Below are 18,076 nucleotides of genomic sequence, written 5' to 3' on the forward strand. Positions count from 1 at the left end.
CCCGGCTTCGGCCCGCCGGGTCGACGTCGAGCAGGGCGCGGCCCGCGTCCGCTCCCACGACCCCGTCGACCCGGCCAGACCCGGTGCACCGGGTCGCGCAGGGTGGAACGGGTCGCTGGAGCTGGTCGACGGCCAGGCGGGCGGTGCCCGCGCCGCGCTGGTGCCTACGCTGGTCGCATGCAGCTGCTGCGCTCCGTGCTCGCCGTCGCCCTCGGCGGCGCGCTGGGCACGGCGGCCCGCGCGACGATCGAGTCGTCGCTCGGCGACGGCTGGGCGCTGCTCGGCGTGAACGCGCTCGGCAGCCTGCTGCTCGGCGTCTCGACGGCGGCGCTCGCCGGGGCGCCCGACTGGCTGCGGCACGGCATCGGCGCGGGTGTGCTCGGCGGCTTCACGACCTTCAGCGCGGTGGCGGTCGCGAGCGCCGCAGCCCCGGCGGCGGGAGGCTGGAGCGCGTTCGTGCCGGCCCTGCCCGGCATCGCGCTCGCGCTCGGCACGCTCGTGGTGTGCCTGCTCGCCGCGTGGGCCGGGCTGCTGCTCGGCCGCCGCGTCGCGAGACGACGGGCCGCGTGAGCGCGCTCGAGCTGCTCGCCGTCGCCGCGGCCGGCGGCGCGGGCGCCGTGGTGCGCTTCCTCGCGGGCGCGCTCCCCCACCGGCGGCCCGTGCGGGCGACGCTGCTCGTCAACCTCGCCGCGAGCCTGCTCGCGGGCGCCCTCGCGGGTGGCCTGGTCGCCGACGATGCCATGCGCGCGATCCTCGTGACCGGCTTCTGCGGCGGCCTCTCGACCTACTCGGCGTTCGCGGTGCAGGCGGTCGAGCAGCTCGACGGGCGCCGCAGCGGCCCCGCCCTCGCGACGCTCACGGCCACCGTCGTCGGCGGCGCGATCGCCGCATCCGCCGGACTCCTCCTGGGCGCCGCGCTCGCGCCCGCGCTCCCGGCCTGATCCCTGCCGCGCGCACTCCCCAGGCATGGCCCGCGCACAGTCGCCAGGCCCCCTCGATGCTACGATCGAGGTTGGACGTAGCATCGCAGTTCTCACATCGTTCGCCGGCTCATCGTCGGCGCCGTCCGCAAGGGGGGTCCAGCATGGGTCGTGGTCGCCAGAAGGCCAAGCACACGAAGCTGGCACGTGAGCTGAAGTCATTCAGCCCGAACATCAACTACTCCGTGCTCCAGCAGGAGCTCGGCGGTGGCCCCTCGAACGACGAGCTCGTCGACAAGTGGGCCGACTACGCCGAGTACTCCACCGAGGACGACGAGTACGCTGACGAGCGTCAGCAGGGGCGCAGCGCCTGACGACGCAGCACTGAGCCGCCACCCCTGGCTCCGCTGCCTGAGGCGAAGGAGCCGATCGTGACGTCGCACGCCATCACCAACGGACAGGTGCAGGAGCCGACCGCGATCGGCAGCCATGCCACCGCGACCGCGCCGGTGTTCGAGTCGCTGTCGGTGCTCGACCTGTTCAAGATCGGCATCGGCCCGTCGTCGTCGCACACCGTCGGCCCGATGCGCGCCGCGCTCGACTTCGTCGCGCAGGCGGATGCGTCGGGTCGCTTCGACGAGGTCGTGCGGCTCCGCGTCGACCTGCTCGGATCGCTCGGCGCCACCGGCTCGGGGCACGGCACCGACACCGCCGTGATGCTCGGCCTCTCCGGACTCGCGCCCGACACCGTCGAGACGCCGCAGATCGCCGTGACGCTCGAGCGCATCCGCGCCACCGGCGAGCTGCGCCTCGGCGGCAGGCTGCCCGTCGCGTTCGACGAGGCGAAGGTGTTCGTCTTCCGGCCGCTCACCGTGCGCCGCGAGCACCCGAACGCCCTGCGCATCACCGCCTACGACGCATCCGACGCCGAGATCGCGACCGCCGGCTACTACTCGATCGGCGGCGGCTTCGTCATGCGCCACGACGAGGGCGACGTGCTCTCGCCGGTGCCGGCGCCGGCGCAGCAGCTGCACCCCGTGCCCTACCCGTTCACGCGCGGCGACGAGCTCGTCGCGCTCTGCCGCCGCACCGGGCTGTCGGTGGCCGAGCTCATGCTCGAGAACGAGGGCGCCTGGCGGCCGCGCGAGCAGACGACCGCGCAGCTCGAGCGCATCTGGCAGGTCATGCAGGAGTGCGTCGCGCACGGCATCGCGACCGACGGCATCCTGCCGGGCGGGCTCGACGTGAAGCGTCGCGCGAAGGACTGGCACGCGAAGCTCATCGAGCGCGACGCGGCCCCGAAGGCGGGCCGCCCGGACCTGCTCGAGGGCATGGAGTGGGTGAACCTCTACGCGCTCGCCGTCAACGAGGAGAACGCCGCCGGTGCCCGGGTCGTGACCGCGCCGACGAACGGCGCCGCCGGCATCATCCCCGCTGTCATGCACTACGCCGACCTCTTCGCGAACTGCGTCGACGACGAGGTGCCGTGGGAGGTGCGCTTCCTGCTGGTCGCGGGCGCGATCGGCATCATCATCAAGTCGAACGCCTCGATCTCGGGCGCCGAGGTGGGCTGCCAGGGCGAGGTGGGCTCCGCATGCGCGATGGCCGCCGCCGGCTTCGCCGCCGTGCTCGGCGCGACGCCCGAGCAGATCGAGAACGCCGCCGAGATCGGCATCGAGCACAACCTCGGCCTCACGTGCGACCCCATCAAGGGCCTCGTGCAGATCCCCTGCATCGAGCGCAACGCGATGGCGTCGGTCAAGGCGATCAACGCCGCGCGGATGGCGAAGCAGGGCGACGGCACGCACTACGTGAGCCTCGACACCGCCGTCGAGACGATGCGCCGCACGGGCGCCGACATGAGCGACAAGTACAAGGAGACCGCGCTGGGCGGCCTCGCGGTGGCGTTCATCGAGTGCTGACCGCCGCCGGACTGCTCTCTGGCGGCGCGGCCCCTTCCGTGGGACAGTCGGGCCATGAAGGAAGAGCAGCTCGACCGTCCCGGGATGCGCGCGGCCCTCGGCGCCGCGGTGGCCTGGAGCCTCGCGTGGAAGGGCGCGTCGCTGTGGCGCGCGGCGAAGCACCGCGACAAGGCGTGGTTCGCGACGCTGCTCGTCTCGAACACGCTCGGCGTGCTCGACGCCGTCTACCTCTTCGGCGTGAGCCGCGACCGCGAGCGGCGGGCGCGGCCGGAGGCCGAGATCCTCGCGCGCACCGGCGAGCCGCCGCAGCTCGGGCACTCGCAGGAGACCTGAGCCACGCGGCGCGCACGCCGCCGACGCTCGAGGGGGCCCGCCGATCGGCGGGCCCCCTCGTCGGCGCGTCTCCGGCTCAGTAGGCGCCGGACTCCGCGACGGCGGCGAACAGCAGGCCGAACACGACGATCGGCCAGAAGATGAAGCCCCAGATGAAGCCGAGCACCGAGGTCACGATGCCCCAGATGGCCATCGTCTTGCCCTGCGGCTCCTTCGCCAGGCCGATGCCGGAGAGCACGCCGCCGGCGATGGCGTTGAGGAAGATCGGGATGATGATGCTGGAGATGCCGAGGATGAGGCCCCACATGGAGAGCTTCTTCGACGTCGAGGCCGGCGCTGCGGCGTAGCCGCCGTACTGGTTGCCGGTGGCCGGCTGGTAGGGCTGGTAGCCGCCCTGCTGGGGCTGCTCGGGGGGCGTGTAGGTCATGGCGTTCTTCCTCGGGTCGGTGCAAGGACGCGCTGCGTCGCGCACAGCCTAGGCCCGGACGGTGAACGCGCGCCCAACGGATCGGGAGCGGAGGCCGACGGTTCAGCTCGTGCTGACGGCGAAGAGCATCGCCGCGACCACCCCGGCGAGGGGCAGCAGGTAGAACAGCAGCACCCACAGCATGCCGCCGATCGAGGTGAGGAGCCCGGTGAGCGCCAGCGGTCGCCCGGCAGGCTCGCGCCGCAGCGCCAGGATGCCGAAGACGAGCCCGATGATGGGCAGCACGACGAGCGTCCAGCCGAAGGTCACCGAGATGAGCCCCAGCACCATCGCGGTGATCGACAGGCCGCGCGAGGGCGGCGCCGCGGTCGCGTAGACGGGCGCGTGGTAGACGGGCACGCCGTAGGGCGTGACGCTCGAGGCCTGCGCGGCGGCGGGGTGGATCAGCTGCGCGTCGCGGCCGGCGTGGAGCGGATGCGCGTAGCCGACCGGCGCGGACGGCCGCGGCACCGAGCCGGGCGCGGCGTACTGGTGCGGAGGCGGCGGCTGCTGCGGAGGCGCGGGCTGCTGCGGCAGCGGCTGCTGCGGCATCGACCGCTGCCACGGGCCGGGCGGAGGCGTCGGCGGCGGGGCGTCGGGCGGCGAGGTGGGACGGATGCTCGGCCCCTGCTGCATCGGCATGGGGACGAGGTTGCGCACGCGAGGGCCCGGCGGAGCGGGGTCGGGGGCCGGCGGCGTCGGCGGCGTCTGCTCCGAGATCGAGCCGTAGGACGGGTCGGGCTGCGGCGAGGCGGGCTGGCCCTGGTCGCGAGGCCGGAAGCGGTCCGCGTCGGACGTCATCACGCACCTCCCGTCTGCGATCCCGATCGGCGATACCGGTCGTCACGCTCCGGCGGATGTGCCGTCGCGCTCGAACCTGCCGTCACGGTACGCCCGCAACGTCCGAGTCTCCTGGACGTCCCCTCGCCGCCGCAGCGGCCGCCGGCGCACCGGTGCCGCACGGGTCAGCGGTAGCTGCCGGTCAGGCGCACCGCGCCGCCGTCGACGCCCTTGGCGCCCTGCACCCATCCGCTCGGATCGGCGGGGGCTGCCTCGACCCGGCCGATCGTCGAGGCAGGGATGCCCGCGGCCTCGCTCGCCGCGACGACGCCCGCGGCGTCGGCCTCGCCGACGACCACGAGCATGCCGAGGCCCAGGTTCCAGGTGCCCTCGGCGTCGGTGAGCGGGAAGTCTCCGAGCTGCGCGAGCGCGTCGAACACCGCAGGCACCTGCCAGCCCTGCCGGTCGATCTCGACGGCGAGGCGCTGCGGCAGCACGCGCGCGAGGTTCGCGGCGATGCCGCCGCCCGTCACGTGCGAGATGGCGCGGATGCCGAGGCCCCGCTCGAGCATGCCGAGCAGCGGCAGCGTGTAGAGCCGCGTCGGCTCGAGCAGCACCTCGGCGGCGACGCCGCCCAGCTCGTCGACGCGGTCGGTGAGCGCGATGCTGCGCTCGGCCAGCACGTGGCGCACGAGGCTGAAGCCGTTGGAGTGGAGCCCCGAGGAGGCCATGGCGACCACGACGTCGCCCTCGCCGACGCGCTCGGCGCCCAGCACCGCATCCGCCTCGACGATGCCGACGGCCGCACCGGCCACGTCGTAGTCGTCGGGCTCCATGACGCCCGGGTGCTCGGCCGTCTCGCCGCCGACGAGCGCCGTGCCGGTCGCCTCGCACGCCTCGGCGATGCCGCGCACGATGTCGGCGATGCGCTCGGGCACGACGCGGCCGCACGCGATGTAGTCGGTCATGAACAGCGGCTTCGCGCCGACCACGACGATGTCGTCGACGACCATGCCGACGAGGTCCTGGCCGATCGTGTCGTGCTTGTCGATCGCGCGGGCGAGCGCGATCTTCGTGCCGACGCCGTCGGTGGAGGTGGCGAGCAGCGGCTTCGCGTAGGCGCCCGCGGCCGACAGGTCGAAGAGGCCGGCGAAGCCGCCCACGCCGCCGAGCACGCCGGGGCCGTGGGTGCGCGAGACGGCGGCCTTCATGAGCTCGACCGCGCGGTCGCCCGCCTCGGTGTCGACGCCGGCGGACGCATACGGATCGGTCATGCCCCCAGGCTACCGAGCCGCCGGTGCTGCCCGGGTGCGCCGATCGCCAGCCCGACCCGCGCACAACGCAAGTCCCACGGCCCGGAACCGGGGCGTGGAACCGTCCTTCCCCGGATCCGCCGCGGAACGGGGCCGGCGGGCTTGCGTTGTGCGCCGTCACCCCGGGGCCCGCTCGGGATCAGTGACGGCGGGCGGGTGGCAGGATGGTCGCGGCACACCCACCACCGTCGACGGAGACGCCCATGCACGCACTCGTGACCCGAGGCAAGCCAGGACTCGAGCTGGTCGAGATCCCCGAGCCCGCGACTCCCGCGGGCCACGTGAAGGTGCGCGTGCTCCGCGCCGGCATCTGCGGCACCGACCTGCACATCGACGCGTGGGATGCGTGGGCCCAGTCGGCCGTGACGCCCGGGCTGACCGTCGGCCACGAGTTCTGCGGCGAGATCGTGGAGGTCGGCGAGGGCGTCACCGACTACGCCGTCGGCCAGCTGATGAGCGGCGAGGGGCACGTCGTGTGCGGCCACTGCCGCAACTGCCGCGCCGGCCGCCGCCACCTGTGCATCCGCACCTCCAACCTCGGGGTGCAGCGCGACGGCTGCTTCGCCGAGTACGTGGTGCTCCCCGCCTCGAACGTCTGGGTGCACCCGGGCGTCACCGCCGACTCCGCCACCGAGCAGCAGCTCGACGTCTTCGGCATCTACGACCCGTTCGGCAACGCGGTGCACACGGCGCTGAAGTTCCCGGTGGTCGGCGAGGACGTGCTCGTCACCGGCGCAGGCCCGATCGGGCTGATGGCCGCGATGGTCGCCCGGCACGCCGGCGCGCGCCACATCGTGATCACCGACATCGCCGAGCCGCGGCTCGAGCTCGCGCGCTCGCTCGGCTTCCGCGCGCTCAACCCGCAGGAGGCGTCCGACCCCGACGGCGTCAGCCCCATCGCGGCCGTGCAGCGCGAGCTGGGCATGCAGGAGGGCTTCGACGTCGCGCTCGAGATGTCGGGCTCGCCGACCGCGCTCGTCGGCATCATCGAGAACCTCAACTTCGGCGGCCGCATCGCCATGCTCGGCCTGCCGTCGCGGCCCATCGAGGTCGACTTCGGGAAGGTCGTCTCGCACATGCTGACCATCCAGGGCATCTACGGCCGCGAGATGTACGAGACCTGGTACGCCATGGCGTCGATGGCCCAGACGGGCCTCGACGTCGCCCCCGTCATCACCGACCGCTTCGCCTTCGCCGACTGGGAGGGCGCGTTCGAGCGCGCCCGCTCCGGCGCCGCGGGCAAGGTCATCCTCGACTTCACCGACCTCCAGGGAGCCTGAACCGTGTACTCCGTCCGCGACGCCATCGCCGCAGAGCTCGCCGAGATCGAGGCCGCCGGCCTCACCAAGCGCGAGCGGGCCATCGACTCGCCGCAGGCCGCGACCGTCTCGGCCGGCGGCCACGACGTGCTCAACTTCTGCGCCAACAACTACCTCGGGCTCGCCGACGACCCGCGCATCGTCGAGGCGGCCAAGGCCGCGCTCGACGAGTGGGGGTTCGGGATGGCCTCGGTGCGGTTCATCTGCGGCACGCAGACTCAGCACCTCGAGCTCGAGTCGCGGCTCGCCTCCTTCCTCGGGCAGGAGGCGTGCATCCTCTACTCGTCGTGCTTCGACGCGAACGGCGGCCTCTTCGAGACGCTGCTCGGCGCCGAGGACGCCGTCATCTCCGACGCCCTGAACCACGCGTCGATCATCGACGGCATCCGCCTGTCGAAGGCCGCCCGCTACCGCTACGCCAATCGCGACATGGCCGAGCTCGAGGCGCGCCTGCAGGAGGCCTCGGGCGCGCGCCGCCGCCTCGTCGTCACCGACGGCGTCTTCTCGATGGACGGCTACCTCGCGCCGCTCGAGGCGATCTGCGACCTCGCCGAGCGCTACGACGCGATGGTGATGGTCGACGACTCGCACGCGGTGGGCTTCACCGGCCCGACGGGCGCCGGCACCCCCGAGCTCGCCGGCGTGCAGCAGCGCGTCGACATCATCTCGGGAACGCTCGGCAAGGCGCTCGGCGGCGCCTCGGGCGGCTACATCGCTGCCAGGCAGGAGATCGTCGACCTGCTGCGCCAGCGCTCGCGCCCCTACCTGTTCTCGAACGCGCTCGCGCCGTCGGTGGTGGCCGGGTCGATCGCCGCGCTCGACCTCGTCGAGGGCGCGGGCGAGCTGCGCGAGCGGCTGCAGCGCAACACCGTGCGCTTCCGCGAGGGCATGGAGGCCGCGGGCTTCGAGCTGCTGCCCGGCGAGCACCCGATCACCGCGGTCATGTTCCACGACGCCCGGCTCGCGGCCGACATGGCGGATGCGATGCTCGAGGAGGGCGTGTACGTCACCGCGTTCTCGTTCCCCGTGGTGCCCCGTGGTGAGGCGCGCATCCGCGTGCAGCTGTCTGCCGCCCACGCGGACGCCGACGTCGACCGGGCCGTCGCGGCGTTCGCGGCGGCGCGGGAGCGCGTCGCGGGCTGACCGCCCCCGCTGGTCGAGGAGGTCGGCGAAGCCGGCCGTCTCCCCGCTGGTCGAGGAGGTCGGCGCAGCCGACCGTCTCGAGACCACCATGGCCTCGACTCGCCCGCCCGGAGGGCCGGCGGCTCGACCAGCGGTGAGGGGCCGCTAGAACACGGGCTTGCCGCCCGTCACGCCGAGCACAGTGCCCGAGACATAGCTCGCGTCGTCGCTCGCGAGGTAGACGAACGCCGTCGCCACCTCGATCGGCTGGCCCGGGCGGCCGAGCGGGGCGTCCATGCCGAAGTCCTTCACGCTGGGCTTCGTCGACGGCTGCAGCGGGGTCCAGATCGGGCCGGGGGCGACCGCGTTCACGCGGATGCCGTCGCTGCCGACCTGCGCGGCGAGGTTGACGGTGAAGTTGTTGATCGCCGCCTTCGTCGACGCGTAGTCGAGCAGCGTCTCGGAGGGGTCGAACGCCTGGATCGACGAGCAGTTGATGATGCTCGCGCCCGCCTTGAGGTGCGGCAGCACGGCGCGCGTCAGGTTGAACATCGCGAAGATGTTCGTCTCGAACGTCTGCCGCAGCTGCTCGTCGGTGATGTCGGCGAGCGACTCCTGCGCCATCTGGTAGCCGGCGTTGTTCACGAGCACGTCGAGCCCGCCGAGGCCCTCGACCGCCTGCTGCGCGAGGTCGATGTTGGCCTGCTCGGTGCGCTGGTCGCACGCGATGAGCACCGCCTTCCGTCCCGCGGCCTCGACCTGGCGCTTCGTCTCCTCGGCGTCCTCCTGCTCCGCCGGGAGGTAGGCGATGGCGACGTCGGCGCCCTCCTTCGCGAAGGCGATCGCGGTCGCGCGGCCGATGCCGGAGTCGCCACCGGTGATGAGGGCGCGCTTGCCCTCCAGGCGGCCGCGGCCGACGTAGCTGGTCTCGCCGTGGTCGGGGACGGGCTGGAGCTGCTCGGTCCAGCCGGGCCACTCCTGCGTCTGCTCGGGCAGGTGCTTGATGGATTCGGTGTCGAAGCTCATGTCCCCCACTGTGCTCCCGCTCCCTGGACGTCGCATGGACGGCCGAGCGCATCCGCCGACGCCGTCCGGGACGCTCCGGGAGCGCGCCGCTCGGTAGGCTGGAGGCCTCCCCTCGCAACAGAAGGAGCTCGCCTGTGTGCGGCATCGTCGGCATCGTCTCCGACTCGAGCGTCAACCAGCAGGTCTACGACGCACTGGCCCTCCTCCAGCACCGCGGGCAGGACTCCACGGGCATCGCGACCGCCCAGGGCCGCTCGATCCACGTGCGCAAGGCGAAGGGGCAGGTGCGCGAGGCGTTCCGCACCCGCGACATGCGCTCGCTGCTGGGCACCTTCGGCCTCGGCCACGTGCGCTACGCGACCCGCGGCGAGGCGGCGAACGAGCTCGAGGCGCAGCCGTTCTACGTGAACGCGCCGTACGGCATCGTGCTCGTGCACAACGGCAACCTGACGAACACCCGCGAGCTCGAGGTCGAGCTCGCGACCGTCGACCACCGCCACGTCAACACCGGCAGCGACACCGAGATGCTCGTGAACGTGCTCGGCTCCGAGCTGCAGTCGCTCGTCAAGGGCGGCGAGCTCGACGCCGACCGCCTGTTCACCGCCGTGCGGCGCGTGCACGAGCGCATCCGCGGCTCGTACGGCGTGATCGCGCTCATCGCCGGCCACGGCCTGCTCGCGTTCCGCGACCCGTTCGGCATCCGCCCGCTCGTGCTCGGCAGCCGCGTCGCCGAGTCGGGCCGCACCGAGTGGATGGTCGCGAGCGAGTCGGTGGCGCTCACCGGCTCCGGCTTCCACCTCGAGCGCGACGTCGCGCCCGGCGAGGCGGTCTTCATCACGCCCGACGGCGAGCTCGCGTCGGCGATGACGCACGACTCCCCCGTGCTGCTGCCCTGCTCGTTCGAGTACGTCTACCTCGCCCGCCCCGACTCGGTGATGAACGGCATCAACGTGTACGAGTCGCGGCTGCGGATGGGCGAGCGGCTGGCCGACACGATCGCGCAGTACACGCCGTCCGGCGCGATCGACGTGGTCATGCCCATCCCCGACTCGTCGCGGCCCGCCGCGATGGAGGTCGCGCGCCGGCTGGGCATCGAGTACCGCGAGGGCTTCTACAAGAACCGCTACGTCGGCCGCACCTTCATCATGCCGGGGCAGCAGGAGCGCAAGAAGTCGGTGAAGCAGAAGCTGAACGCGCTCGAGAGCGAGTTCCGCGGCAAGAACGTGCTCGTCGTCGACGACTCGATCGTGCGCGGCACGACGAGCCGCGAGATCGTCGAGATGATGCGCTCGGTGGGCACCAACACGGTGACCTTCACGTCGGCCGCGCCGCCGGTGCGCTACCCGCACGTCTACGGCATCAACATGCCCTCGCGCGCCGAGCTCATCGCATCCGGCCGCTCCATCCCCGAGGTGAACGAGGCGCTCGGCAGCGACTTCCTCGTCTACCAGGAGGTCGACGACCTGCAGCGGGCGATCCTCGACGGCACCGACATCCAGGGCCTCGACCTGTCGTGCTTCACGGGCGAGTACGTCACGGGCGACGTGACCGACGAGTACCTGGCCTGGGTGGAGCAGACGCAGCTCAGCTGAACGGTGGAGCTGGGAGCGACGACCCTTTCGGGTCGTCGCCGCGACCCCAGTTCCGACGCCCGTCCCGGGCGTCGGGCACGCTGCGCGCGAGCGCGGGCGACCACGCGCCGAGCGCCGCGACCAGGCACGCGAGCGCGGCCCCGAGCACCACGTCGGGCAGCGGCACGGCGGCGAGCAGCAGCGCGGCGAGCGCCGCGCCCGCAGCGCCGGCGAAGAGGAGGACCGCGCCGGTCGCGGGCGCCGTCCTCACCCCGGCGCGGCGCGCGAGCTCGACGAGGGCGACGGATGCGGCGAGCGAGACCCCGAGGAACGCGGCGGCCACGAGGTCGAGCGCGCCCGGCCGCGCGATGGGGGCCGCGAGCGCCGCGACGCCGCCGAGGGTCGCGACGGCCGGGAGCGCGCGGGCGCCGAGCAGCCGCTCGGCGAGCACCGCGAGCGGCGGTCCGAGCAGGGCGCCGAGCGCGAGGGTGAGCGCCGCGGGCCATGCCGGCTGCGGCGACTCGGCGCCGAGGGCCGAGAGCGCGGGACGGAGGGCCGCGATCGCGGCCGCGCCGGCCGCTGCGAGCGCGAGCAGGCCGAGGGCCTGGGGGTCGAGGGGGCGCGGGTCGGGGGGCCGCGGGTCCGCGCCGTGCGCGTCGCCCTCGGGCAGCCGCTCGTCGGCGTCCGCGCCGACGGCTGCGGGCGACGCAGCGCGGCCGGCCGCGATCGCGAGCGCGAGGGTCCCGAGCTGCAGCGCCGCGGCGCCGACGAGCTGCGCGCCGGTCGGCACCCCGAGCATGGCGGCGCCGGCGACGAGCGCGGCGCCGAGCGCGGCGGCGAGCAGCGTGGGCGCGGGCCGCACGCGCGGCGCGAGCGCCGGCTCCGCCGCGGCGGCCGCCGCCGACCCGTGCAGCTGCAGCCCGGCGGCGAGCCCGAGCGCGGCCGCCGGCAGCACGCCGATCGGCTGCTCGAGCAGGGCGAGCGCGGCCGCCCCCGCGAGCGCCGCCAGCGCGAGCGCTGCGCCCGCGGCCGTCGCCGCCCGCGGCGCGAGCCGGCGCGAGCTCGGGAGCGCGAGCACGAGCGGCGCGAGCCCCGCTGCGGCGACCGCGGCAGCCGCCCCGAGCGCGAGCGCGACGGGCGAGCCCTCGCGACCCACCGCATCCGCCGCCGTCGACGCCGCCGCGGCGCCCAGCGCGGCCCAGGCGAGCGCGTGCGCGCCCGCGTGCAGCGCCAGGCGCCGGGCCATCAGCCCTCGCGCGGTCGGTCGTCGCCCGGTCGTGCGTCGCCGGGCCGGTCGCCGTCGCCGAGCTCGTCGCGGCGGTCGCCCGCCTGCCCGAGGGGCTCGAACGTCGCGTCGCCTGCATCCTCCGGGCCGGACGGCGACGATCGCTCGGCGACGTCGACGTGCTCGGCCGTCACGGTGTGCAGGCGCTTCGAGAGCGCGCGGTCGATGAGCACGGCGACGAGCGCGCCGAGCGCCCCACCCACCACGAAGCCGACCACGAGCATGAGGCCGATCACCGGCGTCGTGTCGACCGGCTGCCCGGCCTGGTTGACCGCGGGGGGCATCGCGGTCGAGATCCACCATGCCGCGAGCATCGCCACGAGCGCGCCGATCGCCATGAAGACCCCGTAGCGGGGCGAGCGCCGCACCTGCATCTGCTGCGTCTCGTGCGTCTCGCGGTGCGCGCGAGCGCCCTCCTGCTCGGGGGTCGGGTCGGGCTGCGCGTCCATGCCCACCATGATCCCACCCGCCGCCCGTGCGGGTCCGCGCCCCGCGGGGTAGCGTGCGGAGCGGGGCCGTGCCGCAGCGCACGGGCGCCCGGAGGAGGAGGCCGCACCGTGACAGTCTCGTCGGGACCGCCTGAGCCGCACCGCGCATCCGGGCCCGACGTCGAGGTCGACTGGGCGCTCGTCGACGCCGACGACGCAGTGCGTGCGCTCGGCACGTCGGCCGAGCGCGGGCTCACCGGCGTCGAGGCCGCCGCCCGGCTCGCGCGCCACGGGCCGAACGAGCTCGACGCCGACCCGCCCGAGCCGGCCTGGCGCCGCCTCGTCGCGCAGCTCGTCGACCCGCTCATCCTGCTGCTGCTCGCCGCGGTCGCGATCTCGACCGTCGCGTGGGCGTTCGAGGGCGCGGTCGGGGTGCCGGTGGATGCAGTCGTGATCCTGCTCGTCGTGGTCGCGAACGCCGCGCTCGGCGTCGTGCAGGAGGCGAAGGCGGCCGACGCGGTCGCGGCGCTGCGCGACATGACCGCCGTCGCCGTCACGGTGGTGCGCGACGGGCGCACCGAGCGGCTGCCGGCGGCGGCGCTCGTGCCGGGCGACCTGCTCGTGCTCGCCGAGGGCGACGCGGTCGGCGCCGACGCGCGGCTCGTCGCGGCGTCGTCGCTGCAGATCGCCGAGGCTGCCCTCACCGGCGAGTCGGCGCCCGTGACGAAGTCGCCCGCGACGCTGCCGTCGCACGTGCCGCTCGGCGACCGCACCGACCTGGTCTTCAAGGGCACGGCCGTCACGCAGGGCTCGGGCCGCGCCGTCGTGACCGCCACCGGCATGCGCACCGAGATGGGGAGGGTCGCGGCGCTGCTCGCCGAGACGGAGCAGGAGCCGACGCCGCTGCAGCGCGAGATCCACCGGGTCGGCCGCACCCTCGGGTTCGCGGTCGTGGTGATCGCGGTCGTCGTCATGGTCGCGGTGGGCGCGACGAGCGGCATCGGCTCGGTGCAGGACGCCGTCGACGTGCTGCTCATCGGCGTCTCGCTCGCGGTCGCGGCGGTGCCCGAGGGGCTGCCCGCGATCCTCTCGGTGGTGCTCTCGATCGGGGTGCAGGCGATGAGCCGGCGCGGCGCGATCGTGAAGTCGCTCTCATCGGTCGAGACGCTCGGCTCGGCGACCGTCATCTGCTCCGACAAGACCGGCACGCTCACGCGCAACGAGATGACGATGCTCAAGGTGCGCACGCGCTCGGGCGTCGCCGACATCTCGGGCGTCGGCTACGCGCCCGACGGCGAGGTGCTCGTCGACGGCCGCCCGCTGCTCGCGCAGGACGCGGCGCTCGACCTGCGGGAGGAGGACATCGTCGTGCTCTCGGGCGGCACGCTCGCGTCGAACGCCGAGGTGCGGCAGGCGGAGGACGGCACGTGGGAGGTCGTGGGCGACCCGACCGAGGCGGCGTTCGTGGTGGCCGAGCAGAAGGCAGGCCTCGCCGAGCGGCGCCGCGAGCGCTTCGCCCGCCTCGGCGAGGTGCCGTTCACCTCGGAGCGCAAGCTGATGTCGGTCGTCGTCGAGGATCGGGAGCACCGCGACGCGGCGGGCCGGCCGCTGCCCGTGCTCATCGCGAAGGGCGCGCCCGACGTGCTGCTCGAGCGATGCTCGCGCGTGCGGCAGGGGCTCGAGACGGCGGCGCTGACCGACGAGGACCGCGCCCTCGTGCACGCCGACGTCGCGGCGATGTCGGCGGATGCGCTGCGCACGCTGGCCGTCGCCTACCGGCCGCTCACGCGCGCCGAGCTCGCGGCCGCGACCGGGCCGGACGGCGCGATCGACGCCGCGGCCGGCCTCGCCCTCGAGCGCGACCTCATCCTCGTCGGCACGGTCGGCATCATCGACCCGCCCCGCGCCGAGGCGGCGCGGGCGATCGACGAGGCCCGGCGCGCCGGTGTGCGCGTCGTCATGATCACCGGCGATCACCCTGCCACGGCGCTGCGCATCGCCCGCGACCTCGGCATCGGCGGTGACCGGGCGCTCACGGGCGCCGACCTCGACGGGCTCGACGCGGATGCGCTCGCGCGCGCCGTCGAGGAGGTCTCGGTCTTCGCGCGGGTCGCCCCCGAGCACAAGCTGCAGCTCGTCGAGGCGCTGCAGCGGCGCGGCCACGTCGTGGCGATGACGGGCGACGGCGTGAACGACGCGCCAGCGCTCAAGCGCGCCGACATCGGCGTCGCGATGGGCATCACCGGCACCGAGGTCTCGAAGGAGGCCGCCGCGATGATCCTCACCGACGACGACTTCTCGACCATCGTCGCGGCGATCCGCCAGGGGCGGGTGATCTTCGGCAACATCCGCAAGTTCCTCCGCTACCTGCTGTCGTCGAACATGGGCGAGGTGCTGACGATGCTGCTCGGCGTGCTGCTCGCCGGGTTCCTCGGGCTGAGCGGCCAGGGCGAGGAGATCGTCGTGCCGCTGCTCGCGACCCAGATCCTCTGGATCAACCTCGTCACCGACTCCGGCCCCGCGCTCGCGATGGGCGTCGACCCCGAGACGGAGGACGTGATGGCGCGCGCCCCGCGCCGGCCCGAGCAGCGGGTGATCGACGGCCGCATGTGGGGCTGGATCCTCGCGATGGGCGCGGCGATGGCCGCGGTGACGCTCCTGGCCCTCGACATCCACCTGCCGGGCGGCCTCGTCGACGGCGACGCCGGCGTCGAGACGGCGCGCACGGCGGCCTTCACGACGCTCGTGCTCGCGCAGCTGTGCAACGCGCTCAACGCGCGCTCCGAGACCGCCTCGGCCTTCCGCGGCCTGCTCGCCAACCGCTGGCTGTGGGCGGCGATCGCCTTCGGCGTCGTCACGCAGGTGCTGGTCGTGCACGTGCCGCTGCTGCAGGCTGCCTTCGGCACCGCGCCCCTCTCGGCCGGCCAGTGGCTGCTGTGCCTCGCGCTCGCCTCCTGCGTGCTGTGGCTCGACGAGCTGCGCAAGCTCGTGGTGCGGATTCGGGGGCGGATGCGTCACGCCCACGGGCGCCGACGGCCCTCACCTGCGGCTATGGTCGGAAGCGGTGCGCGCCGGCGCGCCCTTCCCATGCACACAACGAGGTGAACCATGCCGAACGCCCCTGCAGAGACCCGCGAGTCGGGCGCCCCGCTCGCCCGCGCGATGCGGCCCATCAACACCGTCGTCGAGCGCTGGATCCCCTCCGCGCTCGTCTTCGCGATCATCCTGACGCTCGTCGTCGCGCTGCTCGCGCTGACGGTCACGCAGACGAACCCCGTCGACCTCGTCGTCGGCTGGGGCGATGGCCTGTCGGGCCTGCTCGCCTTCATGACGCAGATGGCGCTCATCCTGCTGCTCGGCCACATGCTCGCGAACACCCGGCCCGTGCGCCGCCTGCTCACGCGCCTCGCCGCACTGCCGCAGACGCCCGTGCAGGCCTACCTGTTCGTCTTCGTCATCGCCGCCGTCGCATCCCTCATCACCTGGGGCCTCGGCCTCGTCGTCGGCGGCCTGCTCGCCCGCGAGGTCGCCGCCTCCGGCAAGGAGCGGGGCCTGCGCCTCCACTTCCCGATGCTCGTGGCGGCCGGCTTCTCGGGCTTCGTCGTCTGGCACATGGGCTACTCGGGCTCCGGCCCGCTCACGGCCGCCACGCCCGACTCGTTCATCGCCGAGCACCTCGGCGGCCAGGTGATCCCGGTCTCCGAGACGACCTTCGCGCTGCCGAACATCATCGGCGCGGTCGCGACGATCGTCGCCGTCGCCGTGGCGCTGTCGCTCGTCGCGCCGCGCGGCTCCGACCGCATCGTCGAGCTGCAGTTCGACGCCCGCGAGCAGCTCGTCGAGCACGAGGAGGAGGTCGTCACGCCCGCCGACCGCATCGACGCGAGCCGCATCGTCACGCTCATCGTCGGCGCCGCGCTCACGCTCTACCTCGTCGTGCACTTCGTGCAGGGCGGCACGATCACGCTCGACATCGTCAACTGGTCGTTCCTCGCGCTCATCTTCCTGCTGGTGCGCAACCCGTTCGAGATCATCCGCCTCACGAAGGAGGCCGCCTCGAACGTGGGCGAGATCCTGCTGCAGTTCCCGCTCTACGCGGGCATCCTCGGCATGATGACGTCGTCCGGCCTCATCCAGGTGCTGTCGGATGCGTTCGTCGCGATCGCGAACCCGGTCACGTTCGGCGTGCTGGCGCTGCTGTCGGCCGGGCTCGTGAACTTCTTCGTGCCGTCGGGCGGCGGGCAGTTCGCGGTGCAGGCGCCGATCCTGCTCGACGCCGCCGAGCGCATCGGCGTCGACCCCGCGATCCCGATCATGGCGGTCGCGTACGGCGACCAGTGGACGAACATGATCCAGCCGTTCTGGGCGCTGCCGCTGCTCGCGATCGCGGGGCTGAAGATGCGCGACATCCTCGGCTACACGACCGTGACGCTCATCGCATCCGGCCTCGTCTTCGCGGCGGTGCTGGTCGTCTGGTCGCTCTGACGCACTGACTCGCTGACGCGCTGACGCGGCACGCTGGCCCTCTCCACTCCGGAGGGGGCCGGCGGCGTCTGTGCAGCAGCCGCGCGCCGGGCGCTCAGCGGCGGTGCTGCAGCAGCGAGTTCAGCGTGAGCGACGTCTTCGAGAGCGAGCTGGTCGCGAGCGACGAGCGGGTGAGCGAGGAGCCGCGGCGGCGGATGCGCTCGTTGTCGGCGAGGTCGAGGCGGCCGATGAGGGCGGTCACCTCGTCGGAGGGGTTCGGCAGCTGGCGCTGCTGCACCCGCGCGGCCTCATCGGTCGCCGCCTGGCGCACGCGGTCGGCGGCCTGCCGCCCGGCGTCCTGCAGCTGGCCCACCTGCTGCTGCACGCGCGAGTCGACCTGGCGCCGCAGCTGCTCGATGCGCGCGAGCCGGTCGGAGCCCGGCGCCGGCTGCGGCTGGCGCTGCTGCTGGCCCTGGTACGCGGCCTGGCCCTGGTAGTCCTGCTGACCCTGGTAGCCCTGCTGGCCCTGACCCGGGTAGCCCTGCTGCCCCTGGCCCTGCCGCTGCGGCTGCGGCTGCGGCTGCGGCTGGCGCGGGGCCTGCGGGCGCGGCTGCTGCGGCCGCTGCTGCGGCGACGCGTGCACCTGCGGCTGGGCTCCGGAGCGTCGCGCGCGCTCGCCCTCGACCTCGCGCGCCGCTGCCTCGATGCGCTCGCGCCATGACTGCGGCACCGCGTTCTGCAGGTGCTCGGCCTGCCCGACCGCCTCGCCGTAGCGCTGCCCGGCCTCCCGCCGCACCTGCTGCACGCCGCCGCGCACCTGCTCGCGCGCGCGCTGGCCGGCGCCGCGCAGCACGCCGCGCAGCGACGTGAAGCCGCCCCGCACCATCGCGAGGCCGATGATCGACGCGGCCGCCGACAGGATGAGCGGGATGAACGCGGTGTCGAAGGCGCTCTCGATCCCGACGACGAGCGCCGACTGGCCGATCCAGCCGATCCACTGCAGCAGGCCCGGCACGCCGTTGAACAGCAGGATGGCGCCGATCACCATCGTGACGAGGGGACCGATGAACCCCTGCGGGCGGACGACCTGAGCCATGGGTTCAGTATGGCCCTCCGCACCTGCGCGC

General features: G+C 74.0%; 17 protein-coding genes. 10 read left to right on the forward strand and 7 right to left on the reverse strand.

Features of this window, described 5'->3' with window-relative positions; translation table 11 throughout:
- Nucleotides 1-177 precede the first annotated feature (177 nt).
- The 5 genes from MU522_RS03200 (at nucleotide 178) to MU522_RS03220 (ending at nucleotide 3,175) form a co-directional block, all read left to right on the forward strand.
- Nucleotides 178-570 carry a CrcB family protein gene (locus MU522_RS03200; protein ID WP_246992424.1) on the forward strand — a complete coding sequence of 131 codons (393 nt, stop codon included), beginning with the start codon at nucleotides 178-180 and terminating at the stop codon, nucleotides 568-570.
- Nucleotides 567-941 carry a CrcB family protein gene (locus MU522_RS03205; protein ID WP_164877187.1) on the forward strand — a complete coding sequence of 125 codons (375 nt, stop codon included), beginning with the start codon at nucleotides 567-569 and terminating at the stop codon, nucleotides 939-941. Before MU522_RS03200 ends, MU522_RS03205 begins: the two co-directional genes overlap by 4 nt.
- Before the next feature lie 143 nt (nucleotides 942-1,084).
- On the forward strand, nucleotides 1,085-1,294 hold the full coding sequence (locus MU522_RS03210; protein ID WP_128190376.1) for a DUF3073 domain-containing protein: 210 nt from the start codon (nucleotides 1,085-1,087) through the stop codon (nucleotides 1,292-1,294).
- A 135-nt stretch (nucleotides 1,295-1,429) separates the two neighbouring features.
- Complete coding sequence (locus MU522_RS03215) at nucleotides 1,430-2,842, forward strand: L-serine ammonia-lyase (protein WP_246993418.1); 1,413 nt, start codon at nucleotides 1,430-1,432, stop codon at nucleotides 2,840-2,842.
- Between the two features lie 54 nt (nucleotides 2,843-2,896).
- Nucleotides 2,897-3,175: a DUF5652 family protein gene (locus tag MU522_RS03220; protein ID WP_246992426.1), complete on the forward strand. Its 279-nt coding sequence runs from the start codon at nucleotides 2,897-2,899 to the stop codon at nucleotides 3,173-3,175.
- 76 nt (nucleotides 3,176-3,251) lie between these two features.
- Here MU522_RS03220 and MU522_RS03225 read toward each other — a convergent pair whose 3' ends face one another.
- The 3 genes from MU522_RS03225 to purM all read right to left on the reverse strand — a co-directional run bounded on the left by MU522_RS03225 (nucleotide 3,252) and on the right by purM (nucleotide 5,695).
- The gene (locus MU522_RS03225; RefSeq protein WP_246992428.1) at nucleotides 3,252-3,602 is read right to left on the reverse strand and encodes a hypothetical protein; all 351 of its coding nucleotides are present in this window, start codon (nucleotides 3,600-3,602) and stop codon (nucleotides 3,252-3,254) included.
- 102 nt (nucleotides 3,603-3,704) lie between these two features.
- Nucleotides 3,705-4,442, reverse strand: a complete 738-nt coding sequence (locus tag MU522_RS03230; protein ID WP_246992430.1) for a DUF4190 domain-containing protein — start codon at nucleotides 4,440-4,442, stop codon at nucleotides 3,705-3,707.
- 164 nt (nucleotides 4,443-4,606) lie between these two features.
- Complete coding sequence (gene purM / locus MU522_RS03235) at nucleotides 4,607-5,695, reverse strand: phosphoribosylformylglycinamidine cyclo-ligase (protein WP_246992432.1); 1,089 nt, start codon at nucleotides 5,693-5,695, stop codon at nucleotides 4,607-4,609.
- 242 nt (nucleotides 5,696-5,937) lie between these two features.
- On the opposite strand from purM, the gene tdh reads away from it, so the two are divergent.
- Both tdh and MU522_RS03245 read left to right on the forward strand, forming a co-directional pair.
- Complete coding sequence (gene tdh / locus MU522_RS03240; RefSeq protein ID WP_246992434.1) at nucleotides 5,938-7,014, forward strand: L-threonine 3-dehydrogenase; 1,077 nt, start codon at nucleotides 5,938-5,940, stop codon at nucleotides 7,012-7,014.
- Between the two features lie 3 nt (nucleotides 7,015-7,017).
- On the forward strand, nucleotides 7,018-8,196 hold the full coding sequence (locus MU522_RS03245; protein ID WP_246992436.1) for a glycine C-acetyltransferase: 1,179 nt from the start codon (nucleotides 7,018-7,020) through the stop codon (nucleotides 8,194-8,196).
- Between the two features lie 144 nt (nucleotides 8,197-8,340).
- Here the strand turns inward: MU522_RS03245 and MU522_RS03250 are convergent, their stop codons facing one another.
- A complete protein-coding gene (locus MU522_RS03250; RefSeq protein ID WP_146355058.1) occupies nucleotides 8,341-9,201 on the reverse strand; it encodes an SDR family oxidoreductase in 861 nt (286 codons plus the stop codon).
- Between the two features lie 134 nt (nucleotides 9,202-9,335).
- On the opposite strand from MU522_RS03250, the gene purF reads away from it, so the two are divergent.
- Entirely contained in the window at nucleotides 9,336-10,793 is a 1,458-nt protein-coding gene (purF, locus tag MU522_RS03255; protein WP_128190512.1) for an amidophosphoribosyltransferase, read from the forward strand.
- Here the strand turns inward: purF and MU522_RS03260 are convergent.
- Both MU522_RS03260 and MU522_RS03265 read right to left on the reverse strand, forming a co-directional pair.
- Nucleotides 10,786-12,018, reverse strand: a complete 1,233-nt coding sequence (locus MU522_RS03260; RefSeq protein WP_246992438.1) for a hypothetical protein — start codon at nucleotides 12,016-12,018, stop codon at nucleotides 10,786-10,788. The genes purF and MU522_RS03260 overlap by 8 nt on opposite strands.
- Nucleotides 12,018-12,506 carry a hypothetical protein gene (locus tag MU522_RS03265; protein ID WP_246992440.1) on the reverse strand — a complete coding sequence of 163 codons (489 nt, stop codon included), beginning with the start codon at nucleotides 12,504-12,506 and terminating at the stop codon, nucleotides 12,018-12,020. Before MU522_RS03265 ends, MU522_RS03260 begins: the two co-directional genes overlap by 1 nt.
- Before the next feature lie 108 nt (nucleotides 12,507-12,614).
- Here MU522_RS03265 and MU522_RS03270 point away from each other — a divergent pair, with 108 nt between their 5' ends.
- Entirely contained in the window at nucleotides 12,615-15,590 is a 2,976-nt protein-coding gene (locus MU522_RS03270; RefSeq protein WP_246992442.1) for a cation-translocating P-type ATPase, read from the forward strand.
- A 3-nt stretch (nucleotides 15,591-15,593) separates the two neighbouring features.
- Entirely contained in the window at nucleotides 15,594-16,970 is a 1,377-nt protein-coding gene (locus MU522_RS03275; RefSeq protein ID WP_246992444.1) for a TIGR00366 family protein, read from the forward strand.
- 94 nt (nucleotides 16,971-17,064) lie between these two features.
- On the opposite strand, the gene MU522_RS03280 is transcribed toward MU522_RS03275, so the two are convergent.
- Nucleotides 17,065-18,045 carry a hypothetical protein gene (locus MU522_RS03280; RefSeq protein ID WP_246992446.1) on the reverse strand — a complete coding sequence of 327 codons (981 nt, stop codon included), beginning with the start codon at nucleotides 18,043-18,045 and terminating at the stop codon, nucleotides 17,065-17,067.
- Between the last annotated feature and the right edge of the window lie 31 nt (nucleotides 18,046-18,076).

The organism is Agrococcus sp. SCSIO52902 (genome assembly GCF_022983135.1).
Taxonomy (GTDB): domain Bacteria; phylum Actinomycetota; class Actinomycetes; order Actinomycetales; family Microbacteriaceae; genus Agrococcus; species Agrococcus sediminis.